A 15,533-nucleotide genomic window follows, 5' to 3' on the forward strand; every position below is an offset into this window, starting at 1 on the left:
ACAAATAAACTATGTGCCATATGCGATGGTTTTTGCTTGTAGCAATCTTGATTCTGCTTTCATGCTGTGTTCAGGAAGGAACAAAACCAGAAACTCCAGTCCAAACCCCTGAGACTCCGATTTCAACAACTCCGATGACAACTCCGGAGATGACACCTTCCGAAAAAAAGCTTAAAGAGACTGTGCCATTAAAGGAGATTGAAAAGATACCAAGTGAGTATTTACTCCAACTTAAACCTTGGAGACTTGTAAAGGGAACAGAAAAAAGCGATTTCTACACTACAGAAATCCCAAGAAAGCCTTCTGTAGCAAAGCTCATTAATGTCAGTGCAAACCTGCGAGGAGATCTTGCAACTCCAGTAGTTGAGGAGTTAGTTTTCCTTGTTGATAACTATAGAGTCTACGCCTACTCTGATGAGCTCGTCTGGAGCTACAATGTCTATGAATCCCTCGAAAAGGACATAAAAGCCTATGGGGTTGGAGATTACCTGTTTGTCGGAACTACTTCGGGTAAAAAGGGCTTCTCGCTGATAGCCTTTGAAAAGGAAACTGGCAAGATTGCATGGCATAAAGAAATCAACATCGCAGGGAGCGTTTCAGCCTTAATCGTTAGCGATCTCGTATGCATTGGAACGGATTACTTGGATCCTTGGGTAATGTGCTTTACTCAGCAAGGAGAACTGAAATGGAGAGCCAAAATAGATGGCACGGTTAACGGCTTTGCAGTTGGAAATGGAAAGCTTTTCGTTTCTGCAAACAAGCTTTACGCCTTTGAGCTTCAGAACGGGAAGCTTCTTTGGGAAATTGAGAAAGGCTATTCTGCACCGCTTTACAAAAACGGAATGATCTTCGTTTCAAAACAGGGCTACGTTTATGCGTTCTCTGAAGAGGGAAAAGAGCTCTGGAAGAAATACTTTGGTTCTGGAGAAGATCTCAACTATAACCCCCTAATCTCGGCAAGCGATTACGCGCTCTATATCCCGAGAACGATTGGAAAAGAGCCCTTCGATTTGCAGATCGTTGATTTCGATGGAAATCTAATTGGAACATTTAATCTCAGTTCAAAGGAATTTCCGGGATTTCCTGTTGTTTCTGATAACATCGTAATTCTGCCAGTTAAAACTGAAAGCTACGGCAAGATCTACATATTGTGGCGTGGACTTGAAAAACTGTTCGAAATAAAGCACGAAGGTAGCGAGGTGTTCACACCAAAGGTAGCGGTTTCAAAAGGCACAATTTACGCTATTTTCTCGGACAACAGAAGCTCCCAGAAGCTATATGTCTTAGGCGATTCAAAAGCACCCGAGATAATTTCTATCGATATTAAGACTGAAGGGGATGAAATAAGCGTGTCTGCCACAATAAAAGATTCAGGAAGCGCAATTCACAGAGCATTGATCGTATATTCAGAAGATAGTGGAAAATGGAACTATAAGGACATGGAACTTGGAAGAAGATACGTTAGAGAGCCCATAGGTGGCTACGGACTCTCAGAAGAGCTTTACGTTGCAAAGCTTAAAGTAAAGAAGTCTGTGGAATTCTACATAGCTGCTGTGGACAATTCAAACAACGTTGCATATTCTAAGGTTTACGCCTATGCTTTAACTTAGCCTTTCAACGACAAATTTTCCCTTCTCTTTTTTTACTCTCACAGTCATCTCTTCTCTGCCGTCGAATCCTTTTCGCCTAAGCTCCGAAAAATCTGCATTCCTAAGAAAATCAATCAAAAATTCCAGCTCTTTTTCCTTTTCTTCATCTTCGTGCCTGAGCAGATGAGAAAGCAGTTCCTCGTATTTTTTCTTTGCGGAAGTCTCAATGCAGTGCCCTGAAATATGCAAAATTATCATAACCTTGACTTAACTTCTCTTTCAACTTCCTCATAAAGATTGTTGCCATTAGAATCTATTGCAACAACGCACGGCCCGAAGTTCTCAACCTCGAAAACCCAGACCGCTTCAGCCATGCCTAAGTCTTCCCAGAAAACTCCTTTGATTTTCTTTATCTTGCTCGCCGCAAAAGCACCCGCTCCTCCAGTGAATGCAAGATAAACCGCCTTGCCTTTCATCACATTCACGACTTCTTTGCTCATACCTCCTTTTCCGATCATTACCATTAAATCAACACTCTCAAGGATTTTGGGAGCGTAGGGGCTCATTCTTTCTGAAGTAGTTGGTCCAGCGGAGATAACTCGATTTCCGCTTATTATTGGACCACAATGGTAAACAATGGAGCGATTAAAGCTGAAGGGCAACTCTTGCTTAGATTTAAGCATCTCAACCGCTCTTGCATGGGCCTTATCTCTTGCAGTTAAGATTTCACCATTTACATAAACAATATCTCCAGCCTTAAGCTTCAGTATGCTCTCGTCAACCGTAGAAATGATCACAGAATCACCTCCGCCCTGCGATTTGCCCAGCACTGGATGTTAACAGCGACTGGCAGAGAAGCAGTATGACAGTGGTTCAGTTCTGAAAGCACAGCCAAAGCGGTTGTTTTCCCCCCAAGACCCATAGGACCTATTCCTAAGGAATTGACCGCTTCGAGAATCTCAAGCTCAAATTCATTCATGCTGTCAAGACTTCTTAGCAAGGCTTTTTTTGCGAGTTTTGCTGAAACGTCAAAGCTTCCTCCAATTCCCAAACCGATGATTATTGGTGGACACGGCATCCCCATAGCTCTTGCGACGGTTTCAAGAACGAATTTCTTTATCTTATCCGCTTCCATTGGCAAGAACATTCTAAGCTGGGACATGTTCTCACTCCCTGCTCCCTTTGGCATGTAAGCGATCCGAAGTCTGTCCCCTTCGACAATGTCAAGATTGACAACAGGAACTCCGATGCCAGTATTATCGCCTGAATTTTTTCTTGTAAGCGGATGGACAGCATTTGGGCGAAGAATAGTTGGAGTTAGCTTTCGAACCGCATTTGCTATAGCTTTTTTGATATCAAAGTCCAAGCTTAGCTCTCTGCCAATTTCAACAAAGAAAAATGGAATTCCTGTATCTTGGCAAATAGGAAGCTTCGATTTTTTTGCTATTTCGATGTTCTCAAGGATCACTTCAAGATTTCTTTTTGCAATTTCGCTCTCTTCAGACTCATAAGCCTTTTTTAGTGCACTTACTACATCCGAAGGCAGTTCAGTCTGAGCTTTAACTATGATTTCCATAACCGCATTCATAACTTCTTCATAGTTCATTTCTCTCCCTCCTAATGAAATTGTTCAGCTCCTCAACCTTTGTAACGTCCTTTTTGATGCAACGAAAGATCTTCTTTTTAAGTTCAACATTTGGCTTGTTCCCATAGCTTGAAAGTGCTCTCAAAAGCCCTTTCTCGATGTCAAATCCCTTAGAATCGTAGTCGGTGAGTATTATCACCTTTTTGCCATTCAATCTCTCAGCTGTGCTTGAAAATCCAGAGAAGATCACAATTTCACCCTCAACTCCGATCTCACGCAAAGATTTGACGTCTTTAATCCCCTCAACAACCACGACCCACCCATCTTTAGAAAGCGCCTTAAGCTCCTCTATTGCATCAAAGAATTCCTTTAGCTCTTCCATACTTTATTCCCGGTTCGATTTGTAAAGTTAAGTCCGCAATAACTCCCCTTTTCATACCACCTTTAACGACGGTAAAAGAGTTAAAGTCTAAGAGCTTTATCTCTCCGACATCTTCTTCTCCAAGGCTTTTGGCAATTTCCAAAACCTTTTTTCTTGCAGTTTCAATTAAATCATCGTCCTTCGGAATGCTACCAGTTCTGAAGGGGCATTTTTCTGGAACTCCGTTGTAGATCGCAATACCCTTTTCTGTGTCATACCTTGCATGAAGCGTTAAGCTAACCTTAGTAATTGCAGAACCAATTGCACAAACCGCCTCACTGTGCTCTGGAACAACATAATCAACTTGAGCCCTCTTTGCAATCTCTGGAATCAGATAGGGAGCGAGATAACCGGCACCGATTATTTTATTGCACTCCATAGCTCTAATGTTGTCAGCAACCATCGAAACGAAGCTTTCAACAACCGCTTCAGAAATAAAGGCCTTTCCAGCTTCTTTTGAACGTCTGCTTTCACCAATTTCAAAACCAACACAGTTGAGAGCATCTGTAAGAGTAAAGCTGCTTCCACCAAAAGCCAAAGGAGTAGCACATTCTGGCTTTAGCTTTCCATTCTGAACAATAGAATTTCCGCCTAAAGGAATAGAGATTGAATCGACACATCTTATCAGCGTTTTTCTTCCACCTATCTCAACTCCTTCAATTATTATTGGATTGCCGTTTTCAATTCTAACGAGAGAAGTTGAAATACCACCGATATTCACAACAACCGCATTCTTCTCCCCAGTCAAAAACATTGCTCCGAATGCAGAGGCAACTGCTGTGGAGCCATACAATTCTGATGGATTCTCCACGACCATCTGATAACCTGAGATCGCCCCATCTCCCTTGAGGTAATAAAAGTCACCTAAAATCTTTTTTATACTCTCGCTTAAATCCCACACCATTTCCTTAATTTTTGCATTGATCACCGTGGTGTTAATCCTTGCGGGATAATTCAAGCCCCCAACAAAATAGCTCAGCGCTATTCTCTTATCGCTAACTTTTTCTCTAACAATTTTTCTAACTTCTTCTTCCAGCACTGGATTTCTTACCGAGAACTTGGATGCTATTGCAACGTTCTGGAACTTTTCCCTTTCGAGGATTCTCCTCACTTCTGCCTCATCGATCTTTTCGACCACGTCTCCTCTGTGGTTGACGTAACCCTTCAACACGAAACCGTATTGGGAGTAGTTCAAACCGGGCCCGGGAATAAGTAGAACAAGAGTTTTCATCTCCTCATATCTTGATACCAGCAAATTGATCGGCAAGGAAGTCGCCACAACGACTTTTTCCTTACCAAGATGATCTTTTATTTCTTTGAGTAAACTTTCAATTCCTAAGTTTGCGGGTTTTTTAAATATCGAGATCTCATCGGAAACAATCGCAGAAACCAAGTTACAGCCACCTATATCAACACCAATCATCGAAATCCTTACAACTAAAAGATATAAAAAATCTTTGTAGTTAGTAGTTGAGCAAGCTTTCCAACTCTTCTAATTCTGCATTGGTTTTTATACAGTGGCCACAATAATGAGCCATCGATGCCTTAAACCCTGCTGACCTTAGCTTTGCAACAAAATCTTTTGTTGGGGGGACTGATTTTTTCAGTTTACTGCAGATTTTCTGCAAATCGTAGGATAACGGTATGTCTTCTTCTTCCGCAATTTTAACAAGAAGCTTTTTTGCCTCTCCGTCTGCTTTGTTTGCAAGTTTATTAACAAAGTCTTGGTTCTTTAATTCCCCAATCCAAAGAGGACCGAGAGCAAATACCTTTGTTCCACATTTGCATTTCTTATCTGGCAATTCTTTAAACACAACAACGCTTTTACGCAGGCACTTTGGACAGAAAACGATGAATCCAATTTTATCAAACATTTTTAGCGATTCTGAGGTTGAGCGTTTGAGTCTAACATGAACCCTGTAGTAGTGCTCCTTTGTCCATGCAATAAGCGGTTCAATACTCTTCTCGTATCTTGCAGAAGTCCTCGCTATGTATCCCAGCAGAACACGAAGCCCGATTTCGTGAGGTGTATCAGTTTTTGAGACAAATGCAGAATACTTCCTAAGTCCTGCGGAATTCTTACAGCATAAAGCCTCAAGATCGGTAGCAGTGACACTCAGAAATTCTGCATAAATGCAGGCAGATTCAATGTAGTTTGCTGGGCTACCGAATGGATCAATATCTATGTGCCTGAAATTTTTCTCTCGCATTAAAATACAGGCATCTTTACAATTTACTTCCGCTGATAAACCATTTAGCTCGAGATTTTTTCGGATTATTTCTACAGCCTTAGGATTTGCATCGTTAAAAACCACTTCGCATTCAGCTTCAAGCATAGCTCTTATTCCCCGAACTCCGGTTGCAGAAAAAGCATCAAGAATTGTATGTTTTTTAAGTTCCGAAAAAATAAGCATGTCTATGTCTCTGCAGAGCTTCATTCTTGGGTTGTAGAATATACCATCGGTTATTATTCTGGCTTTTCCTTCAACGATCATAGAGCTTCACGATTTCTTGCGTGACAAAATTTCTGTTTGCCTCGTCAATCGTATAAAGTCTAAACTCCTTTTTTATTCTTTCAATGAGCCAGTGGTTTGATTTGTAATGGACAGTAAAAAGAAGATTTTCTCTATTCATTAGGTTCTGAATCATAAAAATAAATTTCGAGCTTTTCAATTCCATAGGCCCTACTTCGTCAATTATCACTAAATCTCCACTTAAATCGAGGTTCTCGAGAAAACTTTCAAACTCTTCTAACAGGACTACGTATTTTCCTACTGTTATCTCTCCTTTTCCAACTTTTGCAAGTCTTGCCTCGGATTTACTCGAGAGATCCATCAACTTAAAACCAGTTCTTACCCCTCCGACTCTCTCTTCTTGTGTTAAAAAACCAGAAATTCTGAACTTCTCCTTTAGAGTTTCGTAAACCTTTAGACAGAGAGTAGTTTTTCCGATTCCTGGTTTACCGGTTACAGCAACTTTCACAGCAAAATTTAAAGTTAGTGGATAAAAAATCTATTGTACCCTGCGGGAGCGAAAGGATAGTCATCGCTCGCATGTGCGAGAGCTCCATCCCGCGGCTGGTCAGGGCCCTCGGTTTTCTCATCGGTATTCTGTGTTGTATTGACAATTTAAGAAGCTTTCCCAAGTCGGCATTATAATGATTATATATTGCAAATATTTTTATATATTCTGTTCATTTTTACTTAAAGGGTGACCACCCACTGCTAACACTGCTGATCTTCGTGCTCACGTATGTGCTCATAGCGATTCAGAACATAGGGAGGTTTAGCCTTTCTCGTCCAGCAGCTTCAACCATTGGCGTTGCTCTGATCCTCGCTTTCGAACTTATGAGTTTTGATGAAGCTATAAGAGCAATAGACTTCCACACGATCGTTTTGCTTTTTGGAATGATGGTTCTCACTGCCTACCTTGGCATCTCTGGTTTCTTCGATTATCTTGCGATGCGTATCCTTACAGTTTCGAAAAACAGTAAAAGACTTCTTGCGATTCTGATCATCTCTTCCGCATTTCTTTCCGCTCTCTTCGTTAATGACACGATCTGTGTTTTCATGACTCCAGTTGTTGTAAGAATAGCGATGGCTTCAAATCTTAACCCAATACCATTGCTAATTGCACTTGCAACTTCTGCAAACATCGGGAGTGCTTCAACAATAGTTGGAAATCCTCAAAACATGCTGATTGGCATGAGCTCCAAAATGAGCTTTATTGAATTTGCCAAGAACATTGCTCCGATCAGTGCTATATGCTTGATTCCGAACTTTTTGCTGATCTACTTGATCTACCGCAAAGATTTCAGAAACTTCAAAGTTACGAGAACAGAGACCCAGTTAGACAGAAAATTGGCATATAAAACCCTTGCAGTTTTCATTTTTGTTCTAATTCTCTTCATTCTGGAAGTATATCCGATCTCGATCTCCGCATTACTCGGAGCGGCATTGATCTTCCTGTTTGGCGGAATCGATCCGCGAAAGGCGCTGGCAAAAGTAGATGGCGGGCTTCTTTTATTTTTCTGCAACCTCTTTATAATTATGCATGCATTCGAGCGAGACTACGGGCACTATTTGGTTTCAGCACTGGCTTTAGAAAAGGATCTTGCTTCATACTTCCTTGCAAGTTTTGTTACGGTAGCGGGTAGCAATCTCGTGAGCAATGTGCCGTTTGTGATGATGGCTCTGCCAGTTGCAAAGCTCGATGGCGAATTCTGGCTGATTCTTGCAATGGCTTCAACCTTCGCGGGCAATCTGACTTTGCTCGGAAGCGTTGCAAATCTGATCGTCGCTGAAATTGCACAGAGATATGGCATAAATCTGAGCTTCGGAGAATACCTTAAAGTTGGTGTTCCACTGACATTCGTAACCGTTATAATCGGGACTCTTATGCTTTACTACCTATGATTGGTCCAGAGCACGAATTCTCCATAAACGACGAGAATTTCAATGCACTGCCAATAAGTGATCAGATCATAAAGAAGATCGCTGGCAGAATTGTTAATGAGGTAAAAATAGGCAATGTTTTTGTTGGAAAGGAACTGCAGAAGCACGTAATAGAACTTCGCGCTGATGAACCGTTCGAAAGTTTGTCAGAATTTGAAGAAGTGATGCAAAACGGCTTAGAGGAGCTTTTGAGTTATCTTGACAACTACAGACTTCTTGGTTTGGGAATGCATCCTCTTTTAAATTTGAAAGAGGCAAAGGTGTGGGATCATAGAGATAAACGGCTTTATGAAACCTATGATCGCATTTTTAACATTAGACAACATGGCTGGCTCAACATTCAGAGCTTCCAGCTAAATATCTCGTTTAGCAACGAAAAAGAGGCAATAGATCTGCACAACAAACTACGGATTCTTTTGCCTTATTTAACTGCAATCGCCTCCGCTTCGCCTTTTTGTGAAGGAAAGCACTATTTTATTGACACAAGAGTTCATTTCTACCGACTGAACCAGAAGGAGATCCCGCTGATCTGCAACGAAGTGATTCCAGAAAAGGTGAGCAGTCTGAAAGAGTATAAGCAAATACTAAAGAGGATCTATGCAGAACTTGCTAAAAGAGACGCTTACGTGCTTTGCAGGGAATGGGTGAATTCAAGAGGAGTTATTTTTAGATTTTCAAGAAATTGTCTCGAAATAAAGATTATGGACGAGCAGGAGTGTATAAAAAGTGACGTAGCACTTTCAGCATTTATAATGGGTGTTTTGAGAGCTGAAATAGAGGAAATACCTAGAGAAGAACTTATAAGTCGGCTAAATTCTGCAATAGCTTACGGAACAGCGGAACTGAAGGATGAATTAAAGATTTTATTTAAAAAAGCTTGGGAGAACGCTGAAGAGGAAGAGAGAAAATATCTAAAGATAGTTAACGATAGAATCGAAAATGGTAGCTTGGGAGAAAGACTCCTGAGAGAGTTTGAAAAAAAGCAGGAGAATTTAGTCTCTTTATGCCAAAAGTTATCCAGATGTCTTGAGAGAAATGAAGTATTTACTTAATTACTTAACGACTTCGAGAATCACTGCAGGGCAAACCCTCTTTACACCACTGATTTTAGCAATTCTTTCATGAAGTTCGTTCATTTTATCGAGGGAGTCGGTTATTATTTCCGCAAGAATTGTGTGATCACCAGAAGTTAGGTATAGATTGAATATTTCTTCAAAATCCTTAAGTGTGTTCATGACTTTCCACATTTGTTCTGGTTCAACATCAATGCCTGTAAAAGATGCAAGCAGTCCAGTTTTTTTGTAATCTACCAGAGCACGATAGCCAATAAGTATTCTCTGGTTTTCAAGCCTCTCAATTCTCTTTCTTATTGCGGTCTCACTTACGCCTAATTTTTCTGCAATCTTCAATTTCGGCATTCTTGCATCTTTTAACAGGCTGAAAATGATTTCTTTATCTTTTCTGTCCATATCAAAATTTTAGATCTATAACTTAATAAGTTATGGTTCGAAATTCGAAAGAAAAAGTTATATATTGAGAATATACACAAATTATTGGGTGAGAGAATGATCTTGTTAGGAGAGAAGTTCCCAGAAGTTGTGGTTAAAACAACCCATGGGGACATGAAATTGCCTGAAAACTATAAGGGAAAGTGGTTTGTTTTGTTTGCACATCCAGCGGACTTTACACCAGTTTGCACAACCGAATTTGTGGCATTTCAGAAGAGATATGACCAGTTCAGAAAGCTGAACTGCGAGCTTATTGGGTTAAGCATAGATCAGACATTCAGCCACATAAAGTGGGTTGAGTGGATCAAGGAGAAGCTTGGTGTAAGCATAGAATTTCCGATCATCGCAGATGATGTTGGCGAAGTTTCGAAGCTACTTGGCTTAATACATTCAGCAAAGGGCACGAACACGGTTCGGTCTGTCTTCGTTGTTGATCCCAACGGCGTTGTAAGGCTAATAATCTACTATCCGCAGGAGATCGGCAGAAACATGGATGAGATCCTCAGGGCGGTGAAGGCTTTGCAGGTCAGCGACGCAAACAAAGTTGCTGTCCCAGCTAACTGGCCGAACAATGAGCTAATAGGCGACAAGGTTATAATTCCTCCCGCGAGAACCGTCAAAGATGCAATGGACAGGCTTGAGAAAATAAAGAAGGGCGAAATCGAAGGCTACGACTGGTGGTTTGCTTTCAAAAAGCTTTAATTTAATTTTTGGTGATCCTTTATGACTGAATTGCTCCAGATCTATAAGTGTGAAATTTGCGGAAACATTGTAGAGCTTGTTCACGCTGGAAAAGGACAGCTTGTTTGCTGTGGAAGACCAATGAAACTCATAGAAGTTAAGAAAGCTGAAGAGGGCAGAGAAAAGCATTTACCCGTTGTTGAGAGAACGGGAGACAAGATCACGGTTAAAGTGGGGAGTGTTTTACATCCGATGGAGGAAAAGCACTATATTGAGTGGATCGAGCTAATCGCTGACGGTTTTGTTTACAGAAAGCATCTTAAGCCCGGGGATAAGCCTATAGCGGAGTTCTGTGTCAAAGCGGAGAAAATTTCCGCCAGAGAGTATTGCAACCTTCACGGATTATGGCAAAGTGATTGATCATGGCTACGATTGAGAATTTGGTTAAGGCTTTCATCGGAGAAAGCATGGCAAGAAACCGCTATACATTCTATGCTAAAATCGCAAAGGAAGAAGGCTACGTTTTTCTGCAGAGAGTTTTCTTGGAAACTGCTGAAAATGAGCGGGAGCATGCGAGCCAGCTTTTCAAGCTCATTCAAAAGCTTAAAAAATCCAGCTCAATCGAAGTCAAAGCGGAAGCGGACTTAACACTCGGCAATACTGTGGAGAATTTAAGATCAGCCATAAGCGGGGAACACTACGAAAATTCGGAAATGTATCCCAAATTTGCGGAAGAAGCAGAAAAAGAGGGGTATAAAGATATAGCCGAGAACTTAAGGGCTATAGCCAAGGCGGAAGAGCACCATGAGAAAAGATACCAGAGAATTTTAAATGAAATTGAAAAAGGAACGTTTTTTAAGAGAGAAAAAGACACTGTTTGGGTTTGTTTGGAATGCGGATACGTGCATATTGGCAAAGAACCCCCAGAAGAATGTCCAAGCTGTAAGCATTCGAAAGCTTACTACGTAGCCCAAGAACTGCTTTCTCTTTAATTTTTCAAATATTCTGCTGAGCATAAGATTTATATAGTTTGATGATTACAATAATATTGCGAGGCAAGATCGAGTCCGGCAAAAGGCTAAAGAGCTAAGTTAAAAGCTTACCAAACTGGGAAACCAGTTTGGAAGTGCTTTGCGAAGTTCTTTGGTTCGAGCTGGGCTCGATGCCAGATCGCAGTTTTTAGCCTAAATTAAAAAAATTAAGAACTTTTAGATTTGGACTTCATAGCTCGATAGAGGAAGTAAGCAAGCCCCCCGTAGAGCACGAGGAAGCCAAAGATTGCGAAGGCGATTGCTTCAAGCGACATCTTTACCCCTCCTTAGCGTGAGCAACGCTGAAACGAGCATTCCAACGATTATAACCGCTATGCCTGCGGTAAGAGCATCGATCGAGTAGTCGCCGTAAGGTTTCTGCAAATTGCCCCAGATGTCCAAGATCAATAGCACCGCAAGAACGAGCACTGTAGCATATTTCAGAGCCCAGTCCCACCATCTCCCGATCTTTATGTCGGAGATTGCGTTTATGTGCTCTCTTAGCGAAGAGAGCTTGAAGAACCAAGCCACAGCAACGACTTCAAGTAAGGCTACAAGCACGAGTCCGTAGTAGTTTATGAAGTGGTCTATTATGTCAAGCCAGTAAAGTCCAGCGGTAGTTGTAAAAATCAGGCTACCCAGAAAGCCAAGCACAAAGACTGTGTTTACAGCTTTTGTTCTGCTGAGCTTGAATTTGTCTATAAGTGAAGAAGTAATCGATTCCACGAGTGAGATTGAAGAAGACAGCCCAGCGACAATCAGCGTTAAGAAGAAGATCGCAGCAACCAACTGGGGCAATCCGGGAATGAGGTTCAAAGCCTGCGGGAACACGATGAAAGCAAGTCCAACGCCTCCAGCTACGACTTCCTGAACGCTCGTCTGCGTTGCGAATGCCATGTAGCCGAGAGTTCCAAAGACCGCAAAGCCGATCAGGAAGCTAAAAGCACTGTCTGCCAAGCCCACGATGAACGAGTTGTTTGCAATATCGCTCTTTTCTGGCAAATAGCTACCGTAGGCAATCATTATACCCATTGCAAGGCTTAGAGAGAAGAAGATCTGACCGAATGCAGCGATCCAGATTTTGTAGTCTCCTATTTTTGAGAAGTCAGGTCTCAGATACCATTCCAAGCCATCAAGAGCGCCCGGAAGCGTTATGGCTCTGATCACGAGGATTATTGCAAGGATCCAAAGCAGGGGCATCATGATCAGATTTGCCTTTTCTATGCCCTTCTTTACCCCTCTGAATACCACGAACCAGTTAATGAGCCAGATAATCACAACTGCTACAAGAACTTCAATTGCAAACCCGCTTATAACCCATGGGGAGTCTGAAAGCTGTAAAACGTTCCCAAAGAAGTAAGATTTTGTATCCGCACCCCAAGCGAGCGTAAAGGACTTCGTGAAATATACGAGAGCCCAGCCGATAACGACAACGTAATAGGTTGTGATTATGAACGCTGAAAGCACCGCCCACCAGCCAATCCATTCGAATTTTCTTCCAATCTGCCTCATTGCCATTGGAGCACTTGCCTTGAACTTGTGCCCGAGAGCAAATTCGACCATCAGCAAGCTGATCCCTGTAACAAAGAGAGCTATGAAGTATGGAATCAAAAATGCTCCTCCACCGTTTGCATGTGCGAGATAGCTGAAACGCCATATATTGCCAAGACCTATAGCTGAGCCGATCGCAGCGAGAACAAATCCCGCACGTGAAGCCCAACTCTCTCTCATTCCACCACCTCTGGCTTACAAAATTAATATTGTATCCAATATAAAAAGTTTTCCATCTTAGCAATATTTTAAAATGGGGTAGCAACATTAAACGAAAGAGATATATTACAAATCAGCCTATTAAATAGAGTGTCTACGATTAAGTTTCTAGGTGGATGCGGAGAAGTAGGAAGATCAGCTGTGGCAGTGGATTCTATAGTCTTGGATTATGGAATAAAACCCTCTTCCCCACCAGAATACCCGCTTGAATTCTCGCCGAAGGCAATTCTCGTTTCTCATGCTCATTTAGATCACGTTGGATTTGCTCCGAATTTAATGTATTATGACCCAGGGGTTTATTTAACTCCACCATCGGTTGATCTGGCGAGTGTTCTGCTTCATGACTCTATAAATGTAATGCAACCCCCTCCTTTCTCCAAAAAAGAATTGAGGCAGTTTGAGAGTAATTGTGTGGAGGTAGGGTTAAATGAACCTTTTGAAGTCTCCGGCTTTGAGGTAGAATTCTTTAACGCCGGGCACGTGCCGGGAAGTGCTATAATTCATATCAGAGATGACGTCAGCATTCTTTACTCTGGAGACATAAAACTCGAGGATACGAGACTACTTGAGAAGGCAGATCTTAGCTTTCCAGAGACCGATATCCTAATAGTGGAAAGCACTTATTATGGGGTAGAGCACCCAAATAGGAAAGAGCTTGAAAGAAAATTCGTGGAAAGCGTTTTGGAGACTATTGAGCATGGAGGCCATGCAATTATTCCAGCCTTTGCAGTTGGAAGAACACAGGAAGTTCTAATGATCTTGGAAAGTTATGGAATAACTCCTTACGTAGATGGACTTGGAAAGGAAGTCTTTAAGCTGTTGGAGAGATATCCGGATTATATAAAAGATCCTAAAGCTTTGAGAAAGGCTTTTAAGAATGCTGAATGGGTCGAATGGAGAAAAAGAGAAGACATTTTGCGTGAGCCAGCAGTGATTGTGACAACTGCTGGAATGCTAAATGGCGGGCCAGCAATCTTCTACATCTCAAGAATTTACGATGATCCAAAGTCTCGTTTGCTCATAACAGGCTATCAAGTAGAGGGTACAAATGGGGACATGGCTCTAAAGCATGGAATGATCAATCTGGGGACGAGAATTGTCAAGCTGAAAATGAAAGTAGAGCAGTATGACTTCTCCGCTCACGCGGATGACAAACAGCTTAAGGAATTCGTAAAGGCTGCCGTGGACAAAGGAGCCGAGATTGTATTCACGATGCATGGCGAAAAGTGTGAAGAATTTACGGAGTGGATTAGGCAGAATATTGGTGTAGACGCATTTGCTCCTAAGAACGGCGAAGTATTCGTCGTATGAAGTTCCTATTACTATCGGATATTCACTCCAACGCAAAGAACCTCGAGGAGATCCTTAAAAAGACGGATTTTGATTTTTTGCTTATAGCGGGAGACTTAACGCACTTCAGAAAGCAAGACGTTGTAGCGATAGACGAAATAATCTCAAAATACACTCCAGAATGCTATGCAGTCCATGGAAATTGCGACCATCGAGAGATGCTGAGCTATGAGCTAAATGCAATAAATTTCATTCATGGCAAAAGTTTGAGCTTAGATGACTTTACGATTCACGGGATTGGGGGTTCATTAAAAACGCCCTTCGGCACTCCCTCGGAATACACTGAAAAGGACTACGAGGAGATCATAAAAGGCTTCAAGTTTTCAGATTTCAACATTCTTGTTTCACACTCCCCAGCAAAGGGAATTCTCGACAGAACAAACTACGGAGAAAATATTGGAAGCGAGGCAATCAGAAATCATCTAAACCGTTTTCAGATTGCACTAACTGGACATGTACATGAAAGCTTTGGTGTCTACAGCGATAAGCCAATCGTTGTAAACCCCGGCCCCGTGAACTGGGGTAGATTTGCAATTCTCGATTTAAAATGCATGGTAGTTGAGCTAAAGAAAATATAAATAATCACCGCTATTTGAGTATGCTCGATGTTTTGAAGAAATACGTTAAAGACGAAAATTTGATAAAGCATTGTATTGCTGTTGCTGGAATAATGCAAGAGGTTGCAAAAGAGCTTAAAGAGGATCAGGAGCTGTGGTGGAAAGTGGGATTGCTACACGACATAGATTACGAGCTATGCAACGGAGACATGAGCAAACATGGTATTTTAGCTGAGGAAATCCTTAAAAAGGAGGGTATTTTCGAAATAGCTGAGATTGTTAAAAGGCATAACCACATGCTTTTTGGAAACTATGAGAAGCCGATTGAGATAGCTTTGCAAGCTTCCGACAGCATATCTGGGCTCATAATTGCCTGTGCTCTCGTCAAGAATGGCAAGGTTACCGAAGTAACAACTAAAACGATAAAAAAGAAGTTTAAGGAGAAAAGCTTTGCAGCGGGCTGTGATAGATCCCGTATTAAGCTGATCGAGAAAATACTACCTCTTGAGAGGTTTTTCGAGATTGCTTTAAATGGAGTTGCCAGCGTAAAAGATAATATTGGGCTAAAATAGAATTTTAGACGCTTT

General features: G+C 41.6%; 19 protein-coding genes. 9 read left to right on the forward strand and 10 right to left on the reverse strand.

Features of this window, described 5'->3' with window-relative positions; all coding sequences use genetic code 11:
* Positions 1–20 precede the first annotated feature (20 nt).
* Positions 21–1,610 carry a PQQ-binding-like beta-propeller repeat protein gene (locus tag QXI54_00940; protein MEM0301719.1) on the forward strand — a complete coding sequence of 530 codons (1,590 nt, stop codon included), beginning with the start codon at positions 21–23 and terminating at the stop codon, positions 1,608–1,610.
* Here QXI54_00940 and QXI54_00945 read toward each other — a convergent pair.
* From QXI54_00945 to QXI54_00975, 7 genes are read right to left on the reverse strand one after another with little or no spacing between them, the layout of a single operon-like run.
* A complete protein-coding gene (locus QXI54_00945; protein ID MEM0301720.1) occupies positions 1,602–1,847 on the reverse strand; it encodes a hypothetical protein in 246 nt (81 codons plus the stop codon). The two genes, QXI54_00940 and QXI54_00945, sit on opposite strands and share 9 nt — an antisense overlap.
* Positions 1,844–2,386 carry a FumA C-terminus/TtdB family hydratase beta subunit gene (locus QXI54_00950; protein ID MEM0301721.1) on the reverse strand — a complete coding sequence of 181 codons (543 nt, stop codon included), beginning with the start codon at positions 2,384–2,386 and terminating at the stop codon, positions 1,844–1,846. Before QXI54_00950 ends, QXI54_00945 begins: the two co-directional genes overlap by 4 nt.
* Positions 2,383–3,195 carry a fumarate hydratase gene (locus tag QXI54_00955; GenBank protein MEM0301722.1) on the reverse strand — a complete coding sequence of 271 codons (813 nt, stop codon included), beginning with the start codon at positions 3,193–3,195 and terminating at the stop codon, positions 2,383–2,385. The genes QXI54_00950 and QXI54_00955 overlap by 4 nt, the downstream gene beginning before the upstream one ends.
* On the reverse strand, positions 3,185–3,556 hold the full coding sequence (locus tag QXI54_00960; protein MEM0301723.1) for a hypothetical protein: 372 nt from the start codon (positions 3,554–3,556) through the stop codon (positions 3,185–3,187). Before QXI54_00960 ends, QXI54_00955 begins: the two co-directional genes overlap by 11 nt.
* Positions 3,531–5,018 carry a hydantoinase/oxoprolinase family protein gene (locus QXI54_00965; GenBank protein MEM0301724.1) on the reverse strand — a complete coding sequence of 496 codons (1,488 nt, stop codon included), beginning with the start codon at positions 5,016–5,018 and terminating at the stop codon, positions 3,531–3,533. The genes QXI54_00960 and QXI54_00965 overlap by 26 nt, the downstream gene beginning before the upstream one ends.
* Positions 5,019–5,058: 40 nt before the next feature.
* A complete protein-coding gene (locus tag QXI54_00970) occupies positions 5,059–6,090 on the reverse strand; it encodes a tRNA (guanine(10)-N(2))-dimethyltransferase (GenBank protein ID MEM0301725.1) in 1,032 nt (343 codons plus the stop codon).
* Positions 6,080–6,577 (reverse strand): NTPase, encoded by a 498-nt coding sequence (locus QXI54_00975; protein ID MEM0301726.1) that lies wholly within the window; start codon positions 6,575–6,577, stop codon positions 6,080–6,082. Before QXI54_00975 ends, QXI54_00970 begins: the two co-directional genes overlap by 11 nt.
* 248 nt (positions 6,578–6,825) lie before the next feature.
* Here QXI54_00975 and QXI54_00980 point away from each other — a divergent pair, with 248 nt between their 5' ends.
* Both QXI54_00980 and QXI54_00985 read left to right on the forward strand, forming a co-directional pair.
* Complete coding sequence (locus QXI54_00980) at positions 6,826–8,010, forward strand: anion transporter (GenBank protein ID MEM0301727.1); 1,185 nt, start codon at positions 6,826–6,828, stop codon at positions 8,008–8,010.
* A complete protein-coding gene (locus QXI54_00985; GenBank protein ID MEM0301728.1) occupies positions 8,007–9,101 on the forward strand; it encodes a glutamate-cysteine ligase family protein in 1,095 nt (364 codons plus the stop codon). Before QXI54_00980 ends, QXI54_00985 begins: the two co-directional genes overlap by 4 nt.
* On the opposite strand, the gene QXI54_00990 is transcribed toward QXI54_00985, so the two are convergent.
* On the reverse strand, positions 9,102–9,518 hold the full coding sequence (locus QXI54_00990; protein ID MEM0301729.1) for an Lrp/AsnC family transcriptional regulator: 417 nt from the start codon (positions 9,516–9,518) through the stop codon (positions 9,102–9,104).
* An 84-nt stretch (positions 9,519–9,602) separates the two neighbouring features.
* Between QXI54_00990 and QXI54_00995 the strand changes: the two genes are divergently transcribed.
* The 3 genes from QXI54_00995 to QXI54_01005 are packed head-to-tail and all read left to right on the forward strand — an operon-like array spanning position 9,603 to position 11,230.
* Positions 9,603–10,259 (forward strand): peroxiredoxin, encoded by a 657-nt coding sequence (locus QXI54_00995; protein MEM0301730.1) that lies wholly within the window; start codon positions 9,603–9,605, stop codon positions 10,257–10,259.
* A gap of 21 nt (positions 10,260–10,280) precedes the next feature.
* Positions 10,281–10,658: a desulfoferrodoxin gene (locus QXI54_01000; protein ID MEM0301731.1), complete on the forward strand. Its 378-nt coding sequence runs from the start codon at positions 10,281–10,283 to the stop codon at positions 10,656–10,658.
* A gap of 2 nt (positions 10,659–10,660) precedes the next feature.
* Entirely contained in the window at positions 10,661–11,230 is a 570-nt protein-coding gene (locus tag QXI54_01005) for a rubrerythrin family protein (GenBank protein MEM0301732.1), read from the forward strand.
* A gap of 206 nt (positions 11,231–11,436) precedes the next feature.
* Here the strand turns inward: QXI54_01005 and QXI54_01010 are convergent, their stop codons facing one another.
* On the reverse strand, positions 11,437–11,544 hold the full coding sequence (locus QXI54_01010; GenBank protein ID MEM0301733.1) for a MetS family NSS transporter small subunit: 108 nt from the start codon (positions 11,542–11,544) through the stop codon (positions 11,437–11,439).
* Positions 11,534–13,000: a sodium-dependent transporter gene (locus QXI54_01015; protein ID MEM0301734.1), complete on the reverse strand. Its 1,467-nt coding sequence runs from the start codon at positions 12,998–13,000 to the stop codon at positions 11,534–11,536. Before QXI54_01015 ends, QXI54_01010 begins: the two co-directional genes overlap by 11 nt.
* Before the next feature lie 129 nt (positions 13,001–13,129).
* On the opposite strand from QXI54_01015, the gene QXI54_01020 reads away from it, so the two are divergent.
* Genes QXI54_01020 through QXI54_01030 form a run of 3 tightly spaced genes read left to right on the forward strand, consistent with a single transcriptional unit; the run spans position 13,130 to position 15,518 of the window.
* Positions 13,130–14,350, forward strand: a complete 1,221-nt coding sequence (locus QXI54_01020) for an MBL fold metallo-hydrolase (protein MEM0301735.1) — start codon at positions 13,130–13,132, stop codon at positions 14,348–14,350.
* Positions 14,347–14,967 carry a metallophosphoesterase family protein gene (locus QXI54_01025; protein ID MEM0301736.1) on the forward strand — a complete coding sequence of 207 codons (621 nt, stop codon included), beginning with the start codon at positions 14,347–14,349 and terminating at the stop codon, positions 14,965–14,967. Before QXI54_01020 ends, QXI54_01025 begins: the two co-directional genes overlap by 4 nt.
* Positions 14,968–14,987: 20 nt before the next feature.
* Entirely contained in the window at positions 14,988–15,518 is a 531-nt protein-coding gene (locus QXI54_01030) for an HDIG domain-containing protein (protein ID MEM0301737.1), read from the forward strand.
* Positions 15,519–15,533 lie beyond the last annotated feature (15 nt).

The sequence above is a fragment of the Archaeoglobaceae archaeon genome (assembly GCA_038734275.1).
Lineage (GTDB): Archaea > Halobacteriota > Archaeoglobi > Archaeoglobales > Archaeoglobaceae > WYZ-LMO2.

What these genes read in the sequence shown, in the direction of transcription:
- QXI54_01005 (MEM0301732.1), top strand. Translation starts at nt 10,661, where the DNA reads ATGGCTACGATTGAGAATTTGGTTAAGGCTTTCATCGGAGAAAGCATG.
- QXI54_01025 (MEM0301736.1), top strand. Translation starts at nt 14,347, where the DNA reads ATGAAGTTCCTATTACTATCGGATATTCACTCCAACGCAAAGAACCTC.
- QXI54_00940 (MEM0301719.1), top strand. Translation starts at nt 21, where the DNA reads ATGCGATGGTTTTTGCTTGTAGCAATCTTGATTCTGCTTTCATGCTGT.
- QXI54_00990 (MEM0301729.1), bottom strand. Translation starts at nt 9,518, where the DNA reads ATGGACAGAAAAGATAAAGAAATCATTTTCAGCCTGTTAAAAGATGCA.
- QXI54_00970 (MEM0301725.1), bottom strand. Translation starts at nt 6,090, where the DNA reads ATGATCGTTGAAGGAAAAGCCAGAATAATAACCGATGGTATATTCTAC.
- QXI54_00960 (MEM0301723.1), bottom strand. Translation starts at nt 3,556, where the DNA reads ATGGAAGAGCTAAAGGAATTCTTTGATGCAATAGAGGAGCTTAAGGCG.
- QXI54_00965 (MEM0301724.1), bottom strand. Translation starts at nt 5,018, where the DNA reads ATGATTGGTGTTGATATAGGTGGCTGTAACTTGGTTTCTGCGATTGTT.
- QXI54_00945 (MEM0301720.1), bottom strand. Translation starts at nt 1,847, where the DNA reads ATGATAATTTTGCATATTTCAGGGCACTGCATTGAGACTTCCGCAAAG.
- QXI54_00985 (MEM0301728.1), top strand. Translation starts at nt 8,007, where the DNA reads ATGATTGGTCCAGAGCACGAATTCTCCATAAACGACGAGAATTTCAAT.
- QXI54_01015 (MEM0301734.1), bottom strand. Translation starts at nt 13,000, where the DNA reads ATGAGAGAGAGTTGGGCTTCACGTGCGGGATTTGTTCTCGCTGCGATC.
- QXI54_00955 (MEM0301722.1), bottom strand. Translation starts at nt 3,195, where the DNA reads ATGAACTATGAAGAAGTTATGAATGCGGTTATGGAAATCATAGTTAAA.
- QXI54_01010 (MEM0301733.1), bottom strand. Translation starts at nt 11,544, where the DNA reads ATGTCGCTTGAAGCAATCGCCTTCGCAATCTTTGGCTTCCTCGTGCTC.
- QXI54_01000 (MEM0301731.1), top strand. Translation starts at nt 10,281, where the DNA reads ATGACTGAATTGCTCCAGATCTATAAGTGTGAAATTTGCGGAAACATT.
- QXI54_01030 (MEM0301737.1), top strand. Translation starts at nt 14,988, where the DNA reads ATGCTCGATGTTTTGAAGAAATACGTTAAAGACGAAAATTTGATAAAG.